Annotated in this window: 12 protein-coding genes; 5 read left to right on the top strand and 7 right to left on the bottom strand. The window is 68.7% G+C overall.

The window, feature by feature from the left end:
* Positions 1–221: 221 nt before the first annotated feature.
* From HUA75_RS15425 to HUA75_RS15435, 3 genes are read right to left on the bottom strand one after another with little or no spacing between them, the layout of a single operon-like run.
* Positions 222–2,324: a BatA domain-containing protein gene (locus HUA75_RS15425; RefSeq protein WP_141641669.1), complete on the bottom strand. Its 2,103-nt coding sequence runs from the start codon at positions 2,322–2,324 to the stop codon at positions 222–224.
* Complete coding sequence (locus tag HUA75_RS15430; protein ID WP_141641670.1) at positions 2,321–3,199, bottom strand: DUF58 domain-containing protein; 879 nt, start codon at positions 3,197–3,199, stop codon at positions 2,321–2,323. The genes HUA75_RS15425 and HUA75_RS15430 overlap by 4 nt, the downstream gene beginning before the upstream one ends.
* 6 nt (positions 3,200–3,205) lie before the next feature.
* The gene (locus tag HUA75_RS15435) at positions 3,206–4,234 is read right to left on the bottom strand and encodes a MoxR family ATPase (RefSeq protein WP_141641671.1); all 1,029 of its coding nucleotides are present in this window, start codon (positions 4,232–4,234) and stop codon (positions 3,206–3,208) included.
* A 279-nt stretch (positions 4,235–4,513) separates the two neighbouring features.
* Here HUA75_RS15435 and HUA75_RS47530 point away from each other — a divergent pair, with 279 nt between their 5' ends.
* The 3 genes from HUA75_RS47530 to HUA75_RS15450 all read left to right on the top strand — a co-directional run bounded on the left by HUA75_RS47530 (position 4,514) and on the right by HUA75_RS15450 (position 8,308).
* Positions 4,514–5,887, top strand: a complete 1,374-nt coding sequence (locus HUA75_RS47530) for a hypothetical protein (protein ID WP_174486817.1) — start codon at positions 4,514–4,516, stop codon at positions 5,885–5,887.
* 288 nt (positions 5,888–6,175) lie between these two features.
* On the top strand, positions 6,176–7,630 hold the full coding sequence (locus HUA75_RS15445; protein WP_174486818.1) for a metallophosphoesterase: 1,455 nt from the start codon (positions 6,176–6,178) through the stop codon (positions 7,628–7,630).
* A gap of 123 nt (positions 7,631–7,753) precedes the next feature.
* Positions 7,754–8,308: a hypothetical protein gene (locus HUA75_RS15450; protein WP_174486819.1), complete on the top strand. Its 555-nt coding sequence runs from the start codon at positions 7,754–7,756 to the stop codon at positions 8,306–8,308.
* Positions 8,309–8,401: 93 nt separating this feature from the next.
* Here the strand turns inward: HUA75_RS15450 and HUA75_RS47930 are convergent, their stop codons facing one another.
* The 3 genes from HUA75_RS47930 to HUA75_RS15465 form a co-directional block, all read right to left on the bottom strand.
* Positions 8,402–8,617, bottom strand: coding sequence for a hypothetical protein (locus tag HUA75_RS47930; RefSeq protein ID WP_174486820.1), 216 nt, complete (start codon positions 8,615–8,617; stop codon positions 8,402–8,404).
* Positions 8,521–8,874, bottom strand: coding sequence for a hypothetical protein (locus tag HUA75_RS15460; RefSeq protein ID WP_174486821.1), 354 nt, complete (start codon positions 8,872–8,874; stop codon positions 8,521–8,523). The genes HUA75_RS47930 and HUA75_RS15460 overlap by 97 nt, the downstream gene beginning before the upstream one ends.
* 269 nt (positions 8,875–9,143) lie before the next feature.
* Positions 9,144–13,307: a MopE-related protein gene (locus HUA75_RS15465; protein WP_217446081.1), complete on the bottom strand. Its 4,164-nt coding sequence runs from the start codon at positions 13,305–13,307 to the stop codon at positions 9,144–9,146.
* A 390-nt stretch (positions 13,308–13,697) separates the two neighbouring features.
* Here HUA75_RS15465 and HUA75_RS15470 point away from each other — a divergent pair, with 390 nt between their 5' ends.
* Positions 13,698–14,219 carry an RNA polymerase sigma factor gene (locus tag HUA75_RS15470; protein WP_174454216.1) on the top strand — a complete coding sequence of 174 codons (522 nt, stop codon included), beginning with the start codon at positions 13,698–13,700 and terminating at the stop codon, positions 14,217–14,219.
* Here the strand turns inward: HUA75_RS15470 and HUA75_RS15475 are convergent.
* Positions 14,188–15,354: a hypothetical protein gene (locus HUA75_RS15475; RefSeq protein ID WP_174486824.1), complete on the bottom strand. Its 1,167-nt coding sequence runs from the start codon at positions 15,352–15,354 to the stop codon at positions 14,188–14,190. The two genes, HUA75_RS15470 and HUA75_RS15475, sit on opposite strands and share 32 nt — an antisense overlap.
* Before the next feature lie 142 nt (positions 15,355–15,496).
* Here HUA75_RS15475 and HUA75_RS15480 point away from each other — a divergent pair, with 142 nt between their 5' ends.
* Complete coding sequence (locus HUA75_RS15480) at positions 15,497–18,856, top strand: TIGR02266 family protein (RefSeq protein WP_174486825.1); 3,360 nt, start codon at positions 15,497–15,499, stop codon at positions 18,854–18,856.
* Positions 18,857–18,861: the final 5 nt, after the last annotated feature.

Genomic DNA, 18,861 nt, shown 5'->3' on the forward strand with positions numbered 1-18,861 from the left:
CCGGGCGATGAACCGCCTGGGCTCCGGGGCTGTCTTCTCCAGCTGACGTCCGAGCAGGGCGGTGACACCGTCCAATCACAAGGCCAACACAGGACGTGATGGCGGCTCCGCGTGGGCCTCGCGACGTCGCGCCCAGGGATTCACGCAGTCACACCACGTCTGCTTTCAGCACGGCGGCATGCACCCCACGCGACAGTCCGCGTGGGCACGCGTGTCGGGAGCTACTTGCGCAGCAGCGTCCCCTCGAAGAAGAACGCGACGCACGCGGCCAGGATGAGCCAGGTCCACAGCGGCACGGTCGGCCGGTCCTCGTCACCGCTGGACGCCTTCACCGTCTCCTCACCGAAGTACGCGGTGAGGGTGTCCTGTGGCACGCGCGTCAAGTCGCTCTCCGCCGGGTCGAGCATCGCCGCGAAGGACAGCGCCGGCTGCATCTTCCCGTCCGCGCCCAGCACCGAGTACGCCCCCGGCTCCAGCACCGGCCCCGCCACCACCGAGCCATCCGGCTGCTCCTTCACCGGCAACTCGCTCCCATCCGGCGCCTTCACGGCCGTCACCTTCTGCGAGCCCTCCGGCCGCAGCGTCACCTGCTCACCCACGCGCACGCGCACCTCCTCGCGCTCCTCCAGTGAGCCGGTGAGGTACGCCGCGAAGCGCTGCATCAGCGGCAGGAAGCTGGTGCGGATGGCGAAGTCACTCCAGTCACGGTCCACCGTGCTGGTGAACATGGCCACCCGGCCCTTGCCCTTGCGCATCACCGCCACCGCGGGCGCCCCGTCCTCGTAGGTGGCCAGCACCTGGCTCGCGCCGGGCGACGCCGGATTGTCCGCCTCGAGCAACACGTACCGGTAGAAGCGCGCGCCGATGAGCCCCTCCTCCGCCCGCCCCGTGAAGGGCGAGAAGAGCACGTGCTCCTGCTTCACCTGCGCCAGCCGCGCCGCCTTCGTCTCCGCTTCCGGGTCCGTCTCGCGCTCCGCGCTGGTGCGCACCACGCGCAGCGGCCTGGGCAACACCGCCCCCAACCGCTGGTTGTAGTCCTCCGTGTTCACCCGGTCGCCCATGCTCAGGAACAGCCCGCCGCCGTTCTCCACGAAGGCCGCCAGCCGAGCCGCCTCCTCCGGGCTGGGCGCCGGCACGTTCAACAGCAGCACCAGGTCGTACGCGGCGAAGTCCTCGCGCAGCCCCACCTCCGAGTCACGCACCGCGACTTCCACCGGAGAGCCGGGCGCCGTCAGCGCCGCGTCCACGAAGAACGCCTCGTCGCGGTAGCGCGTCGCATGGGGCGCGCCATTCACCACCAGCGCCTTGAGCGCCTTGGGCACCGGCAACACGAACGCCCGTCGGTCATCCTCCGCCAGCGAGTCCGACGCCAGCGTCACCTGACCCACCACCGTGCCGCCTTGCGGGAAGCGCACCGTCAGCGCCTTCTGCGTGGTGCCACCCGCAGGCACGTCGACGAAGCCCTTGGCCAGCGTCGTCTCGCCCGTGCGCACCGCGGCCTCCAAATCCTTGGCCGCCTCCGTCCCGAAGTTGCGCACCGTGAAGGTGAACTGGAACGAGCGCGGCCCCGCCTGGAGCGCGGGCTCCACCTTCAGGTCCACAATCGCGTGGTTGTTGAGGGCCTCGCGTCCCTCGGCCACATCGCGCAGCACGACTTCGGGCTTCACCGGCGCCCCCGTGGGGCCCTTCACCGTGGGCGGCGGCGCCTCCAGCCGGAACGCCGAGGCCGCCATGTCGGAGACCACCACCAGCCGCTTGGCGGCCATGGGGTTCTCCTCCAGCGAGCGCGACGCCATCTCCATGCACCTCGACAGGTCCGCCGCCCCGTAGGTCGGCTTTGCTTCATCCACGAGTCCGCGCAGCCGCGCCCGGTCGAACCCCGGAGGCGGAGGCGCGGCGGGGGAGCTGGTGCACACCAGCACCGTGGCGGGCTCCTCGGGCAGCAGGTCCTTGAGCGCGTCGCGCGCCTCGTCCCGTCCTCGCTCGAAGAGCGACGTGCCGTCCGTCCAACGCATGGACAGCGACGCGTCCAGGATGATGGCCGTGGCGGCCGGGCCCTTCACCACCTGCGCGGCGTGCGCGTCACGGCTCAGCTCCGGCCGGGCGAGCGCGATGGGAATCGCCAGCAGGATGAGCGTGCGCAGCGCGTACAACAGCAGGCGCTTGAGCTTGAGTCGGCTGGCGGTGCGCTTCTGGCTGCGCAGCACGAAGGCCAGCGGGCCGAACGGATGGGGACGCGGCCGACGTCGGTCGAACAGGTGCACCAGCAGGGGGATGAGCGCGCCCAGCGCGCCCAGCAGCATCCACGGATTGCCAAACGTCACCCGCGCCTCCCGCGTCGCCCCAGGTAGCGCAGCAGCACGTCGTCCAGCTTCTCGTCGGTGCGCACCAGCTCGTAGTCCACGTCCGCCTCCGCGCACGAGGCCTTCACGCTGGCCAGGAAGGCGTGGAACTCCTCCAGGTAGCTCTCCTTGATTTCGCGCGGATTCACCTCGATGCGGCCCTCACCCTCCATGTCCAGGAAGAGCGTGGGGTCATCGAAGGGGAACGTCAGCTCCGCCGGGTCCACGACGTGGAACAGCGACACGTCGTTCTTGCGCTGCCGCAGCGCGAGCACCCGCTTGAGCGCGTCCTGCTTCTCGTCGAGCAAATCCGACAGGACGATGACGGTGGAGCGCCGGGGCAGCACCTCCGCCAGGTGGTCCGCCGCGCTGCCCAGGTCGGTGCCTCCGCCCGGCGTCGTGGCGTCCAGTGTCTCCAGCAGCACGTTGAGGTGGCCCGCCGAAGCGCGCGGCGGCACGTCCTTCCACTTGCCGCCGGTGAGCAGCGCCAGCCCCGCCGCGTCCTGCTGACGCACCAGCAGGTAGCACAGCGCTCCCGCCAGCGTGGTGGCGACCTCCAGCTTGTTCAACGCGCCGCTGCCGTAGCCCATGGAGGCGGACGCATCCACCACCATGACCGAACGCAGGTTCGTCTCGTGCTCGAAGCGCTTGACGTAGTACTTGTCGAACTTGCCGTACGCCTTCCAGTCCAGGTGGCGCAGCTCGTCGCCGGGGGCGTATTCCTTGTGCTCGGCGAACTCCACGCTCTGCCCCTGGTGGGGGCTCTTGTGGAGGCCGGACAGCACCCCCTCCATCACCGCGCGGGCACGCAGCTTCACGCCCTTGAGGCGGGCCAGCGTCTGGGCATCGAGCAGCACGCGGCGCTAGCCCTTCACCACCGTGAGGAGCTGGTCGATGAGCTTCACGGAGGTGATGCCCTCGCTCTCCGCGGTGAAGTTGGGCAGCACGCGGTGACGCAGCACCGGCCGCGACAGCGCCCGCACGTCCTCCACCGTGGCCACGAAGCGGCCATGGAGAATCGCGCGCGCCTTCGCCGCGAGCACCAGATACTGGCTGGCGCGAGGGCCCGCGCCCCAGGACACGTTCTTCGCCACGAAGTCCGGCACGCCGGGCTCCTTGGGGCGGGTGTTGCGCACCAGCTCCACCGCGAAGCGCACCACGTGGTCCGGCACCGGCACGCGCCGCACCAGCTCCTGCAGCGCGAGGATGCGCTCGGGCGACAGAATCTTCTCCAGCTTCGGCTGCTCGCCGCCCGTGGTGCTCTTGACGATCTGCACCTCTTCCTCGGCCGTGGGGTAGCCCACGTCGACGAGGAACATGAAGCGGTCCAACTGCGCTTCCGGAAGCGGGTACGTGCCTTCCTGCTCAATCGGGTTCTGGGTGGCGAAGACGAGGAAGGGCAGGTCCAACGGATACGTCCGGCCGCCCGCGGTGATGCGGTACTCCTGCATGGCCTGGAGCAGCGCGGCCTGCGTCTTGGGCGGCGTGCGGTTCACCTCATCCGCGAGGATGATGTTGGCGAACAGCGGCCCCTGCACGAAGCGGAAGTTGCGCCGGCCGGTGGTGCGGTCCTCCTCCAGGATGTCCGTGCCGGTGATGTCCGACGGCATCAGGTCCGGAGTGAACTGGATGCGGTTGAAGGAGAGGTTGAGGACGTCCGCCAAGGTGGAGATGAGCAGCGTCTTGGCGAGGCCGGGCACGCCGACGAAGAGGCAGTGGCCCCGGCTGAAGAGCGAGATGAGCAGGTGCTCGACGACTTCCCGCTGGCCGACGACGCGCTTCTCAATCTGGCCGACGATGGCGTTTCGAGCCTCGGCGAGCTCCTCGACTGCGCGGAGGTCGTCGCTCGAGGGGTCGGGCACGGGACGTGGGGCGGGGGCGGCGCTTTCCATGGAAGGAGTCTCTTAATTCGCGGGCGGCGCCCGGACCAACGGTTTCCTCCTTCCGAGCAGCCGAGTCGTGAGGTGGCAACCGTTGGAGCGGGGGGCTATTCCGCTGCCATACACTCTGGAACAGGCCCGAAAGGGGCCTGGGCCCCCTCCGTGCCTGCACGCCCCCCGAGCAGGGCCAGCCCCCCGAGGGGCAGGGGGAATGCCGCCTCGCGGACACGCTGCTTACCGTCTCCGGAGAACCGGCCTCCGACGGACGGCGGCCGTCTCCGGGGTGCGCGCATGCGGTTTGAGCGAGCGGGACGTTGGTTCCACGGCTGGCGGGTGATGGGGCCCGTGGCCCTCCTCTGGGGGGCCGGGCTGGCGTGTGGCTCCCAGCAGGACGCTCCCGAGCCCCCCGGGGAGACCGCCGCGCCCGGAGCCGACGGGGTGGCGCCGTCCGGGCCGGAAACGCCGCCCTCGGAGTCCACTTCGCCGCCCTCGGGCGCGCTGCCGGAGGGCACCCTCTGGGAGACCCGCGTGGGTGGGCCGCAGGACGACACGCCGTCCGGCCTCGCCGTGGGACGCGGCGGCGACGTGGTGATGGTGGTGTCGCAGACACCCCGGCAGGACGCCGACCGCGAGCCGGTGGAGGGGGAGCTGCTGGCGGTGGAGCTGGCGCGGTATTCGCCGGAGGGGACGTCGCACTGGGTGCAGGACTTTCCCCGGGAGCGGCTCTCGGAGCTGAGGGTGGCGGCCTCGCCGGGCACGGACGGCGCGGTGTTCCTCACCGGCAATGCGTTCCTGTACCCGGCGAACTTCGGGCTGGGCGCGGCGCAGGACGGCTTCGTGGTGCGCTTCAACGCGGAGGGGCGCGCGACGTGGCAGCAGCGCGTGGGGCAGAAGGCGCGGGCGGTGGCGGCGGACCCGGCCGGGGGCGTGGTGGTGGCGGGCGAGGAGTGGGAAGGCGAGGTGCAGGACCCGGTACTGACGCACTACGCGGAGGACGGCTCGGTGCGCTGGACGCGGCGGCTCACCGGGACGGGTGAGGGCACGGCGCTGCACGCGGTGGCGCTGGCGCCGTCGGGGCAGACGGTGCTCGCGGGGCAGCTCTCCGACACGCTGGAGGTGGATGGCGAGTCATTCGGCGCCAAGGGCCGGCGCGGCTTCGTGGTGCTCGCGTTCGACGAGGCGGGGAAGTTGGTGTGGGGACGGGAGCTGCCGGGCGCGAAGGGGCGGGTGACGTCGGTGGCGGTGGGGCCGGATGGCGCGGTGACGGTGGCGGGGGACTTCACGGGCCTGCTCGTGTGGGGCGGCACGTCGCTGGGGACTCAAGGGCCGTTCGTGTTCGGCGTGGGCGCGGAGGGCGAGGTGCGCTGGCTGAAGCAGCCGGAGTGCGGCGACCAGGCGTCGGAAGGTGTCGCGGCGGCGGTGGATGGCGCGGGCGCGGTGATGGTGGCGTGCGGTGACGTGCTCACGCGCTACGCGGCGGATGGGACGCAGCAGGGCGAGCGGAAGCTGCCGGTGGAAGGCTGCGCGAGCGGCGAGTGCTCGCTCGCGGTGACGGGGCTCGCGATGGTGCCCGGGCGCGGACTGGCCGTCGCGGGCTGGCAGCGCGATGGCGGCGGGGACGGGTGGAACCAGGACGCGTTCCTGCGGGTGGTGACGCCGGAGTGAGTGGGCCCGGACGTCCGCCCGCGAGTGTCCCTCCACGTCTCCGCATCAATCTGAAGCGGACCTCAGGTGCCATGCGCACGCTCGGGGTTGATTAGATGTTTGTATAAAATTCGAGAGACATTGCTCACTGCTCCGTCGTGACGGTGTTGTGTGTTGCTCGCAGTCGGACACATGGAGTTCCTGGGATGGAACTCAAGCGATAGCCAAGGCCGGAATTCGGTATTTCGCGGTAAACACCGAGTCGAAGCCGACGAGCCCTGTATTCATCCCATCCTGGAAAGAGACACCATGAGTCCCTTGAGAGTCGTTGCATCCCTGTCGCTGTGGGGCGTGCTGTCAGCCTGTGGCGGCGGCACGTCACCCGACGAGGTATCCGAGACAGCTTCCAGCAAGGCCGCGCTGGACTGCGCCGCCATGAGCGCGCCGGTGTATCACCGCATCCGGGCGAGCAACGGCGACAGCCTCTACACGCTCAACGCGAACGAGGCGGCCAGCGCCGCGACGAACTACGGCTACACCGATGACCGGGGCGTGGCCTTCCGCGCCGCCGCCGTCGCGGGCCCGGGCCTGTCCACGGTCTATCGGTTGTACAGCCCGAGCCGGAACGAGCACTTCTGGACCATCGACGCGGCGGAGAAGCAGCAGCTCGCGACGCAGGGCGGGTTCACCACGGACGAGGGGACGGGCTTCTTCGCGTCGACGACGGCGGAGCCGTGCCTGGTCCCTGTCTATCGCTATGCGAACGACACGCTGCGCAAGCACCGCTTCGCGACGACGGCGGCGGAGCGCTCGGCGCTGAGCGCGGCGGGGTGGGTGGACGAGGGCATCAAGTTCCACGCGGCGCCCACGACGGCGCAGCCCGTGGATACGAAGTTCACCCTGGTCATCATCCCGGATACGCAGAACGAGCTCATCTCGCAGTCCACGCTGATTGACCACCGGATGCAGTGGCTGGCGGATAACAAGGACGCGCTCGACATCCGCTTCGTGGGCCACACGGGCGACATGGCGAACTGGGACACGGCGGACCACATCCAGTACGTCCGGGCGAGCAACGCGTTCCAGAAGCTGGATGCCGCGCAGATTCCCTATGCCATCGCCATTGGCAACCATGACACCGCGGCGACGTGCCCCGGTGGCAGCGCGTGCCCTGGCAATGTGAACGCGAACCTCCGCAACACCACCACCTTCAACACGTACTTTCCGACGACGCGGTTCCGCGCGCTGGCGGGCGTGTTCGAGGCGGGCAAGTGCGACAATGCCTATCACACCTTCACGGCGGGCGGACTGAACTGGCTGGTCATCAACGTGGAGCTCTGGGCGCGGACGAATGCGGTCAACTGGGTGAAGAGCGTCGTGGAGCAGCACCCGCGTCACAACGTCATCGTGCTGACGCACTCGCACCAGACGAGTGGGGGCGGCATCGAGCAGGGCAATGGCGGGTATGGAAACAACAGCCCGCAGTACGTGTTCGACAACGCGCTCAAACCGTACGCCAACGTGCGGTTCATCTTCTCCGGGCACGTGGGCACGGCGGCGTACAGCGAAGTCACCGGTACGCAGGGGAACAAAATCTACCAGATGCTGACCACGTACCATGACGGGACGTCGAACCCGACGCGGCTCATCGAAATCGACACCGCGGCGAACACGTTCTCCTCGCGGGTGTACCTGCCGTACACCAACGTGGAGAAGCAGGATGGAACGAAGTTCACCATCTCCAACGTGAACTGGGTGCGCTGACGAAGCGAAGGGGCCGGCACGACCGCAGGCCGGCCCCTTCCTCCGACGTGACCTGTCTGTCCTCCCGGGAGAGGCTCACCCGAGGGGCAAGACACCGCATCGGTGGCGCCGTAAGCTTCGCTGATGATGCCGAGGCGACATCTGCCGCTGCTCCTCACCCTCGTGCTGCTGGGAGGCCTTCTTGGCTTCTTCGCGGTGTGCGACTCCGTGGATGCGGTGTCGTATCTGCCGTCCTGGAATGCCGTCATCCTCTGCCTGGGATTGGGGCTCGGGGCCTATGGCTCCAGGTCGGCCCCCCGGGTGGTTCGTGCGGGGCTCCTGGTGGCCTTCGTCGGCGGCGTGGTGGGCATCCGCCTCACCGAGTGGAACTCCCGCAAGCCCTTCCTCCGAGACTTCTCCTTGCTTCGGATTGGCATGACGCGCGGTGAAGTCGAAGCCGTGATGGGCCGCTACATCGAAGGAACGGGATGGCCCGCGAATCCCTACGTGCGGCCAGAAGCGCCTCAGGCGATGGGGAGCGAGCTCGCGAGAGATGTCGGACAGAGCCCGGGTGGCGCCTTGGCGCTCAAGGACAGCGTGGTCTACCGGCACACCCACCAGGGATGGGGCGACTCTGACTGGGGAATCGTGCGCTTCGAAGCGGGCCGGGTGGCTGAGCTGTCCTTCTCGCCTGACTGAAGCCGCACCGGTGTTCGTGGCGTCGAAGCACCTGCGAGGTGAGCGGGCCCGTCGAGTCGGGTGACACCGGCCCGCTCACGCGACGCTCATGGCTCAGGGAAGTTCGAGCTGGCAGGTGGCGCCGCAGCCGTCGAGGCTCCGGAGGTTGCCGTCATCGCACTGCAACCTTGATTGCAAATGGAGTTCGATGTGGCTCGTGAGCAGGCGCCGGCCTACTTGTGGACGAGGAGATAGTTGGCGGTGCCGCTGTGCCAGATGCCGTCCCGGTTGCTCCAGGGGCGCAGCTTGTACCGGGCGACGACCTGCCACGTGTACTGGTTGATCTGCACCACGTAGCACTCAAACTTCAGGAGTGCGTTGTCGCCCTCGGAGCCGGGCTCCTCGAACCCCATGTCCCGAGGGGACACGTGGATGACCCAGTCATTCACCGAGCCGGAGGGGACGGTGATGTAGTTGCCGTCGGAGGCCGTTCCGGTGCGCGCGTTCTGCGCGAAGCTCTCGCCCGCATACAGACACGTGAAGACAGAGAGCATGGCCAGGAAGGAGAGGCTGGTGCGTCGCGACATGGAAACTCCGGGGGTGGGCGCGGGCGTACCGAGACCCGCTTGGGCAGCCAAGCTAGGCCTCCGCTGCGAGGATTCAACTGGCCAGCACCCGGGGACGGGGTTTCCGTGAGTCATTGAATGAGCGTGAGGCGTATGCCCGATTCTTGAGAGTCGAGTGGCCAGCTCAGTCCAAAAGGGGCCGGCGGGACAGGCCGGCCCCTTCATTTCATCCGTGCATCACGGGGCGTGGAGTTGAGCCCGGTTCAGGAAGGTCCCCTGGTGATTGGCTATCAATAGGGGGGGATCTGGGGTGCGCACTCATGCATGTAGGGACACTCCGCGCACCACTGGTCCACGATGCCGCTGCAATCGTTGTCGAGGCCGTCGTAGCAGATGTCCATCGAGCCAGGGAAGACGCCCCCGTTCGAGTCATCGCAGTCAGAGTCAAGGTCGACATAGCCAGAAGGTTGGCCGCAGGCCTGGATGGAGATGTTGTAATTGCCATTGCCGTCCCCATCGGCATCCCGGTACCAGGTCTGGGTGGCAAGCCCCTCATCCACGGCGCTGTCGCAGTCGTTGTCCATGGAGTCACATGTCTCCGTCGCGTTGGGGTGGATGTTGGGGTTGCCGTCATGGCAGTCCCCGGTTTGAGTGGTGTGGAACTGGATGAGGCAGCCCATCGTGCCTGGATGGCTGGCGGAGCCGTAGCCGTCGTGGTCCGCGTCCGGATAGAGCCTGCGCAGGGCTCCTTCATCCACCTCCCCATTGCAGTTGTTGTCGGCGAAGTCGCATATCTCCGCGGCTCCGGGGTTCCGGCTCGCCGAGGAGTCGCTGCAGTCATCGGCGTTCGCCACATAGCCGCCAGGCTGGGTGCAAGAGGCGGTCGGTAGGGTGGGGTTGCCGTAGCCGTCCGCATCCGCATCCCGATAGAAGGTGAGCAGCACGCCTTCGTCCGCGGAGCCGTTGCAGTTGTTGTCCAAGCCGTCGCAGCTCTCCGTCCTCCCGGGAGAGACATTGGAGCGGGCGTCGTCGCAGTCGGAGCTGTTGGCGACGTAGCCGCCGGGCCGGGCACAGGTGGACGCGGAGAGGCTCGAGGTGCCGTATCCATCGCCATCCGCATCGCGGTACCACGTGGGAATCACGCCTTCATCCGCCTGCCCATTGCAGTTGTTGTCCAAGGAGTCGCAGACCTCCGAGGCGCTGGGACGGATGCTCGCGCTGCTGTCGTTGCAGTCGGTGGCATCCGAGACATAGCCACCGGGCCGGGAGCAGGCCTGGGTGGGCAGGCCCGCGTTGCCATACCCATCAGCGTCGGCGTCACGATAGAAGGTGGACTGCACCCCCTCGTCCGCGGCGCCGTTGCAGTTGTTGTCCACCGAGTCGCAGACCTCCGTGGCGCCGGGACGAATGCTCGCGCTGGCGTCGTTGCAGTCGGTGGCATCCGCGACATAACCACCGGGCCGCGAGCAGGCCTGGGTGGGCAGGCCCGCGTTGCCAGCTCCGTCACCGTCGGCGTCACGGTAGAAGGTGGACTGCACGCCCTCGTCGGTGGCGCCGTTGCAGTTGTTGTCCGCACCGTCACAGACCTCCGTGCCCCCGGGGCGGATGCTCGCGCTGGTGTCGTTGCAGTCGCTGGCGTTCGCCGCGTACCCACCGGGCTGGGCGCAAGCGTGTGTCGGCTGGCTTGCGTTGCCGTACCCGTCACCATCCGCGTCCCGGTAGAACGTCGACGTCACGCCTTCGTCAGTGACGCCGTCGCAGTTGTTGTCCACCGAGTCGCAGACCTCCGAGGCACCAGGACGGACGCTCGCGCTGGCGTCGTTGCAGTCAGTGGTGTCCGTCACGTATCCAGCGGGCCGCGAGCACGCCTGGGTGGGCAGACCCGCGTTGCCGTGACCGTCCCCATCCGCGTCCCGATAGAACGTCGACGTCACCCCTTCATCCGTGGAGCCGTCGCAGTTGTTGTCCACGGCGTCGCACGTCTCCGTCGCACCCGGCCTGATGCTGGCGCTGGTGTCATTGCAGTCACCGGCAATCGACACGTGCCCCGTGGGCTGGTCGCACTTCTGCGAGGTGCTGGAGGTCATGCCGTACCCGTCGCCATCGGCGTCGCGGTACCACGTCTGGGTGGCGAGGCCCTCGTCAGCGGAGCCGTTGCAATTGTTGTCGGCGCCGTCACAGACCTCCGTCGCGCCCGGCTGGATGCTCGCGTTGCCGTCGTTGCAGTCGCTGGCGTTCGACACGTAGCCGGAAGGTCGCGCACAGGCCTGCGTCGACTCCGCCGCGCTGCCGTAACCGTCCCCATCCGCGTCGCGGTACCACGCGCTCATCAGGCCTTCGTCGACCTGGGTGTCGCAGTCGTTGTCCACGCTGTCGCAGACCTCGCTGCCACCGGGCTTGATGGCCGCGTCGCCGTCGTTGCAGTCGACCGCGTTCGACACGTGGCCGGGAGGTTGGCGGCAACCCTGGACGGCCTGCCCGACAGCGCCGAAGCCGTCTCCGTCCTGGTCGCGATACCACGCCTGCGTGGCCAGCCCTTCGTCCGCCTGTCCATCGCAGTTGTTGTCCACGGCGTCGCACACCTCCGTGGCGCCGGGGTGCAGGCTCGGCTGGACATCGTCGCAGTCACCCGCGTTCGGCGCATGGCCCAGGGGCCGAGCACACGCCTGCGTCGACTGGGACGTCACGCCGTAGTTATCGCCGTCCTGGTCCCGGTACCACGCCTGGAAGGTGAGCTCCTCGTCCGACTGACCGTCGCAGTCATTGTCCAGGCCATCGCATGTCTCCGACGAGGCGGCCTGCTTCTGCACGCACTCGATGGCACCATGGGAGCAGTGCGTCACGCCGTCACCACAGACGCCCTGGGCACCCGTGGGGCACGCCACCAGGCCGCCAGGGTTCTCCTCGTCCGCCTGTCCGTCACAGTCATTGTCCAGGCTGTCGCACGCCTCCGTGGACGCAGCCTGGTTTTGTGTGCAGACCACGCTTCCTTGAGTGCAGGCCGTGGTGCCCGCCGCGCACACGCCGGGCAGTCCCGTGGCGCAGCCCTCGCCGCCGCTCGGGTTGCCGTCGTCCGCCTGTCCGTCACAGCTGTCATCCACGCCGTTGCACTGCTCCGGTGCGCCTGGATAGGTGGTGGGCATGTAGTCGTCGCAGTCGATCTCCTCGACGAAACCGGGAGACGGTGTGCAGGCGGACTCGAAGAAGAACTCATCTCCGAAGCCATCCATGTCCCCGTCGAAATAGAACGTGTTGGTGAGCAGCGTGGACGTGGGCGTCGTCGTCGGCGTGGTGGACGTGCTGGTGCTGGTGCCGAGCTGTCCATGGATGTTGTTGCCCCAGGCCCACACGGGGCATCCCGGTCTCACCGCCACCACATGCTGGGCTCCCGCGGAGATGGAGGTGGCGTCGGTGAGCCCTGTCGCGTCCACCGGCGTGGCGCTGTTTACCGTGGTGCCATTGCCGAGCTGCCCCGAGGCGTTGTGGCCCCACACCTTCACGAAGCCGTTGCCCATGATGACGGTGGACGTGTTGTGGCCCGCCGCGATGGCCGTGGCCGCGAACACGCCTCCTACCGGCGAGGGCGACAGCACGGGCGTGGTGCTGCCGGTCCCTGTCTGCCCGAAGGTGTTCTGGCCCCAGGCCCACACATTGCCGAACTGCTCGTCGATGATGAGCGAGTGGCCCGCTCCCGCGGCCATCGCCCTGGCGCGCGGAATTCCCGCCACCCGCGTGGGCGTCAGCACCATCGAGGGCGAGGTGCTTCCGGTGCCCACCTGCCCGGCGCTATTGAAGCCCCAGGCCCAGACCTGCCCATCCGCGTCCAGTGCGAGGGTGTGATTCAAGCCCGCGGCGATGGCGCGAATGGTCGGCAGTCGCGTCACCTGGAAGGGCGAGGGCACCGATGCGCTCGTGGCCCCCGTGCCCAGCTGTCCCGAGGCGTTCTGTCCCCAGGCCCAGACTTGTCCGTCCAGCGACAGGGCCAGGCAGAAGCTGCCATTGGCCGCGATGGCCTGGATGTTGGACAGCCCGGGCACCTGGGTGGGCACCAACACGAGGCCGCCCGTGTTCCCGAGCCCTGCCTGGCCTGAGGCATTCTGGCCCCAGGTCCAGACATGTCCATCCACATCCAGCGCCAGGGAGTGGGCCGTGCCGGCGGCGACGGCCTTGATGGGGGGAAGCCCGTACACCCGGGTGGGCTGCGGCAGGGCCGCGGGGGTGATGCTGCCCGTCCCCACCTGTCCGAACGAGTTCTGTCCCCAGGCCCAGACCTCTCCGTCCTTCTTCAAGAACAGGGAGTGATAGGCGCCTGTCGCCACCATGCGAGGCACTCGCACGGAGGAGAGCCCTTGTCGCTTCGTGGTGAGGCTTGTCTCCTCGGAGACCTTCGGGGCGAGCAGCGGCTCTTCCCCGCAGCTCACGGATGCGACGACGACGAGGACCGCGCACAACACGCGGACTCGTGACGCTTCAGAACATGGACTTTTCAAGGCACGGCTCCTGAGGGCCAACCCAGACCCGGCCTCCCTCGGGTCATGGATGTTTTTGCTGGGGAGTCCCGCCGGATACGGCCTGAGTCAGACAGGTCCTTCGGGGTGTCTGAGATACCCCGGATATGGTTGCGAGCCGGAGGGAGCGGGAGGCGGAGACTTTGTCGCCCGAGATGGATTTCCTGGGACAACGGGCCCGTCATCCATGGGACTGGCTGTCTTGCCAATGTCTTGCAGTCTGGATTATGAAGAGAGGTCTTCGTCGACTGGCTGGTGGAAGGTGGACTCCGGTCGCGATGCGGTCGTGACGCTTCATGTTTCCGAACCGTGCGCCGACGACCCGGGTGGTCAGCCATGTCCTTTCCGCCAGCGCGGCGGCGAATCCCAGCGGGGGCATATCCCCCATGTCTGGAGTTGAGTGAGCTCTATCTTCGACATGGGCGGGCCTTGCGTCAGCGGGCGCGGGCGTTGCTCGGAGGCGTGGACGAATCCGAAGACGTGCTCCAGGACGTCTTCCTGGCCATGCTGGCCAGCCCGGAGCTGCATCGGGGAGAGGCGTCGGTCTTCACGCTGCTGTCCCAGATGGTGACGCACAAGGCCCTGGACCGGTACCGGGCGCGAGCGCGCCGTCTGGTCTGGCACGCCCGACTGGGAAGTGAGGCCCGCTCCGATGATGGGGGCGAGAGCCTTCAGCGCGTCGAGGCAGCCAGGGATTTGCGTTGGATGGTCCGTTCCACGCCTGCCCAGGTCCTCACCGCCGCCCGCCTGCACTTCGTCGAGGGACACACGCAAGGCGAGGTCGCCGAGGTGCTCGGCGTGTCTCGAAAGACGGTGGTGCGCCTGCTCAAGCGACTGTGGGTCCAGGCCCGCTGCTGAGCGGCGCGCTGCCCAGCTTCAAGTCCTTGTGCAGCCCCGCGTCGCGACTCACGCGCCAGATTTTCTGGTCCAGGTAGTAGTGGTGCAGCGCGAAGCCCCAGATGACGCCGGCCATGAAGTCTTTCAGCGTCAGGCCCGCTCCCAGCGCGAGCTTCGCGTCGAACCCGCCACAGCCCGGATGCGCGCCAAAGCCACACCCCACGCCCCGGTACACCAACGTGAAGACCACGCCGCACACCGCGTAGATGAGGAAGCGCTGACTCACCTTCGGTGCCCAACCGAAAGACGCCGCATCCGCGCCCGGTGAGTGATAGCGATTGCGGTGATAGAACCAGACGACGCCGTGGTACTGCACGTTGTGGAACGCCGTCACCGCCACGGCGAACATGATGAAGTCCATCCGCGCCGACACCGACGGCCAGAACACCACCGCCGACAGCCCCACCGCCGCTCCCATCATCAACAGCTTGGGCCCGTTCACCCGCTGACCTGTCCTCCACCGCCACACCTGCCGCCCCGCGCTCAGCACCCCCACCGCGAGCACCAGCGAGAAGCACGCCGCCGCGACCACCGGCTCCCAGGTGGGCGTCCCCGTCAGCCCCAACTGCTTGCGCGCTCCCGGATGCGTCACCGCGAACGCGACGAAGGGCGCCAGCAACCCCACGTACAACGTCACGCTGTCGAGCCGCCGGTCCACGAGCGACGTCTCGCCCCCCTTGCGCTGGTACAGCGACATCAGCCCGTAGTGCTGTCGCACCACGTGCCAGTACGCCCACAGCGCGGCGAACGTGAGGAACAACAGGAAAGGCAGCTTGCTGCCCACCACCGTCGACACCGCGAAGCACAGGGGCCCCAGCGCGAACCACCCCAGGCTCCCCAAGAGCAACCCGCGCCGCGTCTTCCACTCCCTCGCGTCCAGGTACGTGCGCGACACCGTCGCGAACAGGTGCGGCCCGTCCAGCACCAGCACCCACGCCCACCACAACGCCAGGCTGCTCACGCCACCCCAGACGTGAAGCCCGAAAAGAGCGAGGCTCGCGCAGGCACCGCCCACCGTGGAAATCAGGTCGTGCCGGCGGTCGACGAGCCAGCCCGCGCGTGGCGCCTCGGAGGCGGTGAGAGGCAGAGTGCTCATGAGGCTCCTCGGGGACTCCACAAGATACAGGAAGGTGCAGGTAGGCCGCAGGCCCACCTGTCGCCGTCCATTGGCCGGTCGACCGACCAAGGGCCCAAAACCCTCTTGAGCCGGGCGCTGCGTACCGCGATGGTGGTGCGTTATGGATCAAGGCAGGCGCACCACGGACCGGAAGGCAGTCGGTCTGTTGGTGAAGCTCAAGCATGAAAGCGTGGGGAGCTTCGCGGAGGAGTTCGCCACCAACCTGAGCCCGGGCGGGATGTTCATCCGTTCGCGCACCCCCCAGCCCGTGGGGACACCCGTCAAATTCGAGGTGCAGATCGCCGGCGGCGTGCGCGTGCTGCACGGCACCGCCGATGTCCGGTGGATCCGCGAAGTGGGAGACCCCTCGGGCCCTCCCGGCATGGGCCTCCAGTTCCACGAACTGGACCCGGCCAGCCGCGCCCTCGTCGACATGATGCTCCTGCAGCGCAGGCCGGAGGCCCCCGCCGCCGTCGTCTCGCCGCTGCCCGCCATCGCGCCCTCCGTCGCCCCGCTGGCTCCCGCCATCGCGCCCCTGGCGCCGGCTGTCGCGCCCGTGCAGGTCCGTCCCGTCTCGCCGCCCGCCGCGAAGCCCGCGCCTCGCGCGACGGAAGGCGTGGCGCTCGATTCGCTCTTCGACGACATCGAGGCCCCGCCCACCCCCACGCTGGATGAACCCTTCGACTTCTCTCCGCCCGCCTCCGCGGAGAACGACGTGGACATTCCGCTCGAGGAGCTCATCGCGAGCACGCCGCCGCCCGTCTCGCTTCCGGATGACGAGCCGCTGCCCGGGTTCGAATTCGAGATAGAGGCGGGACCGGGTGACGCACCTCTGGCTTTCGGGGAGGTGCTCGATGAGCCGGTAAGCCTCGACGAGGCGCCCATCGAGGTCGGCATCACCGTGGAAGAGGAGTCGGCTTCTTCCTCGCCGTCGCGCGCCAGCGGACCGCTGGAGTTCGACCTGGATATGTCCGAGGCGGCCCTCGCGCCGCCTCCTCCCGCTCCCCGCGCCGCGCCCTCGCGGGCCAGCGGGCCGCTCGAGTTCGACCTGGACCTCAGCGAGGCGATGGAGGAGTCCCCTCCCACACCGCCCTCGCGCCCGGCCCCGCCTCCCGCGCGTCCCGCCGCGCCGCCGCCGGCTTCCAAGCCGAGCGGTGGGAGCTTCGAGTTCGAGCTGGATTTCAGCGAGGCCGTGGAGGAGTCCCCTCCCGCGCGCCCCGCCGCCCCGCCGCCCGCCGTGGCCGCCAGGCCGAGCGGTGGAGCCTTCGAGTTCGACCTGGACTTCAGTGAGGCCGTGGAGGAGTCCCCTCGCGCAGCGCCTCCGCGCCCGGCCGCGCCGCCGCCTCCTCCGGCGTCCAAGCCGAGCGGTGGGAGCCTCGAGTTCGAGCTGGATTTCAGCGATGCCGTGGAGGAACTCCCTCCGGCGGCGCCGCCTCCGACGCGGACCTCGCCTCCTCCGCCTCCGTCCGCCACTCGCCCCGCTGGTGGCGGCCGCGAGTTCGACCTGGACCTGTCGGGGATGGGCACGAGTCCCTCTCCCGGAGTCGCGGCGCCTCGGATGCCCGCGCCGCCTCCCGCCGCGGCCCGTCCGCCGCCTCCGCCCGCCGCGTTCCAGCCTCCACCGCCGCCGCCCGCGTTTCAGCCGCCGCCTCCGTCGCCCGTGGCGGCCGCGTCGCTGCCCAACGTGCGCCGCGAGGCCCCTCGGGCTCCCGAGCCGGTGGGGACTCCCACGCTGCTCTCGCCGGCGTCAGCGAAGCCCGCGACTCCGCTCGCCGCGCCCGCGCTGGATGAGCGGGGCCTGCCGAAGACGGTCTTCCTCCCGCCGCCTCCGCAAATCGTGGGCACGGGGCCCGTCATCGGCATCGACCTGGGCACCACCAACTCGTGCGTGGCGCTCTTGTCCAACGGGCGCCCGATGGTCCTTCGCTCGCGCGAGGGCTACAACACGATTCCGTCGGTCATCTCGCTCAACGCGCAGAACAAGCTGCTCGTCAGCCACCGCGCGAAGAACCAGCTCGTGTTGCGCCCGCAGCACACCATCTACGGCGCGAAGCGACTGGTGGGTCGTCCCTACGACAGCGCCGTGGTGAACCAGGTCCGCGAGCGCTTCCACTACGAAATCGTCCCCGATGCCGCCGGCCGCGCCGCCGTGCGACTGGCGGACAGCGTGCTCTCGCTGGAGGAGGTGCAGGCCATCATCCTCCGCGAGTGCAAGGAGATGGCGGAGGCCCACCTCAACCAGAAGGTGGAGCGCGCGGTGGTGACGGTGCCCGCGTACTACTCCGAGCCGCAGCGTGAAGCGGTGCGCAAGTCTGGCATCCTCGCGGGCCTCAAGGTGGAGCGCATCCTCAACGAGCCCACCTCCGCGGCGCTCGCGTATGGCCTCAACCGCGAGCTGAACAAGAAGGTCCTCGTCTACGATTTGGGCGGCGGTACCTTCGACGCCACCATCCTCAAAATCGAGAAGAACGTCTTCGAGGTGCTCGGCACCGGCGGCGACATCTTCCTGGGCGGCATCGACTTCGACAACCTCATCGTCGACTTCCTCCTCCAGCGCTTCCAGGAGAAGGAGGGCATGGCCTTCAACGGCGACGGCATCGCCCTGTCGCGCGTCAGCGACGCCGCCGAGCGCGCGAAGATGGCCCTCTCCGAGCGCGCCAGCTTCGAGGTCCACATCCCCATGTTGATGATGGACGATGCGGGCCGCCCTCGTGACTTGCGCGTCGTGATGACGCGGCAGGAGCTGGAGAAGATTTGCGACCCGCTGCTCAGCCGCACCGTGGACGTGGTGCGCGACGTGCTGCTGGACGCGAAGCTGAAGGCCAGCGAGGTGGACGACATCATCCTCGTGGGCGGTATGAGCCGCATGCCCCTGGTGCGCGAAAAGCTCAAGGGCCTGTTCGGCAAGGGCCCTCAGGCGAGCGTCAACGCGGACGAGGCCGTCGCCCTGGGCGCGGCGCTCTACTCGGGCTCGGTGGACAAGGTGAGCAGCGTGGTGCTCATCGACGTGTTGCCCATGACGGTCGGCGTGGCGATGCCCGGTGGCGTCTTCAAGCGCGTCATCGAGCGCAACAGCCCGCTGCCCGCGCAGCGCTCCTTCGCCCTCAACACGACGAAGGACAACGAGGAGTTCCTGGAGCTGTCCATCTTCCAGGGCGAGGACAACCACATCTCCGCCAACGAGTACCTGGGCACGGTGCGCATCGAGGGCCTGCCTCGGGGGCCGAAGGGCTCGGTGCGAGTCGCCGTCACCATCAAGCTCGATTCGGAGTGCGTGCTGCATGTCGAGGCTCGCGAGTACTCCACGCGCAAGGAAGTGAAGGCCACGCTGGCCACGCGTTACTCACCCGAGGAGCTCCAGAAGCAGCTCCAGGTGAGCAAGGAATCGGTGAAGGCCGCCGAGGAGCGCCGTGGCGCGGACCTGAAGGAGCGCGCCGGTGGCTTCTGGGGCTTCGTGAAGAAAGCGCTGGGCCGCAAGTAGCGGGC

This window comes from Myxococcus sp. CA040A (assembly GCF_013336725.1).
GTDB classification, from domain to species: domain Bacteria; phylum Myxococcota; class Myxococcia; order Myxococcales; family Myxococcaceae; genus Myxococcus; species Myxococcus llanfairpwllgwyngyllgogerychwyrndrobwllllantysiliogogogochensis.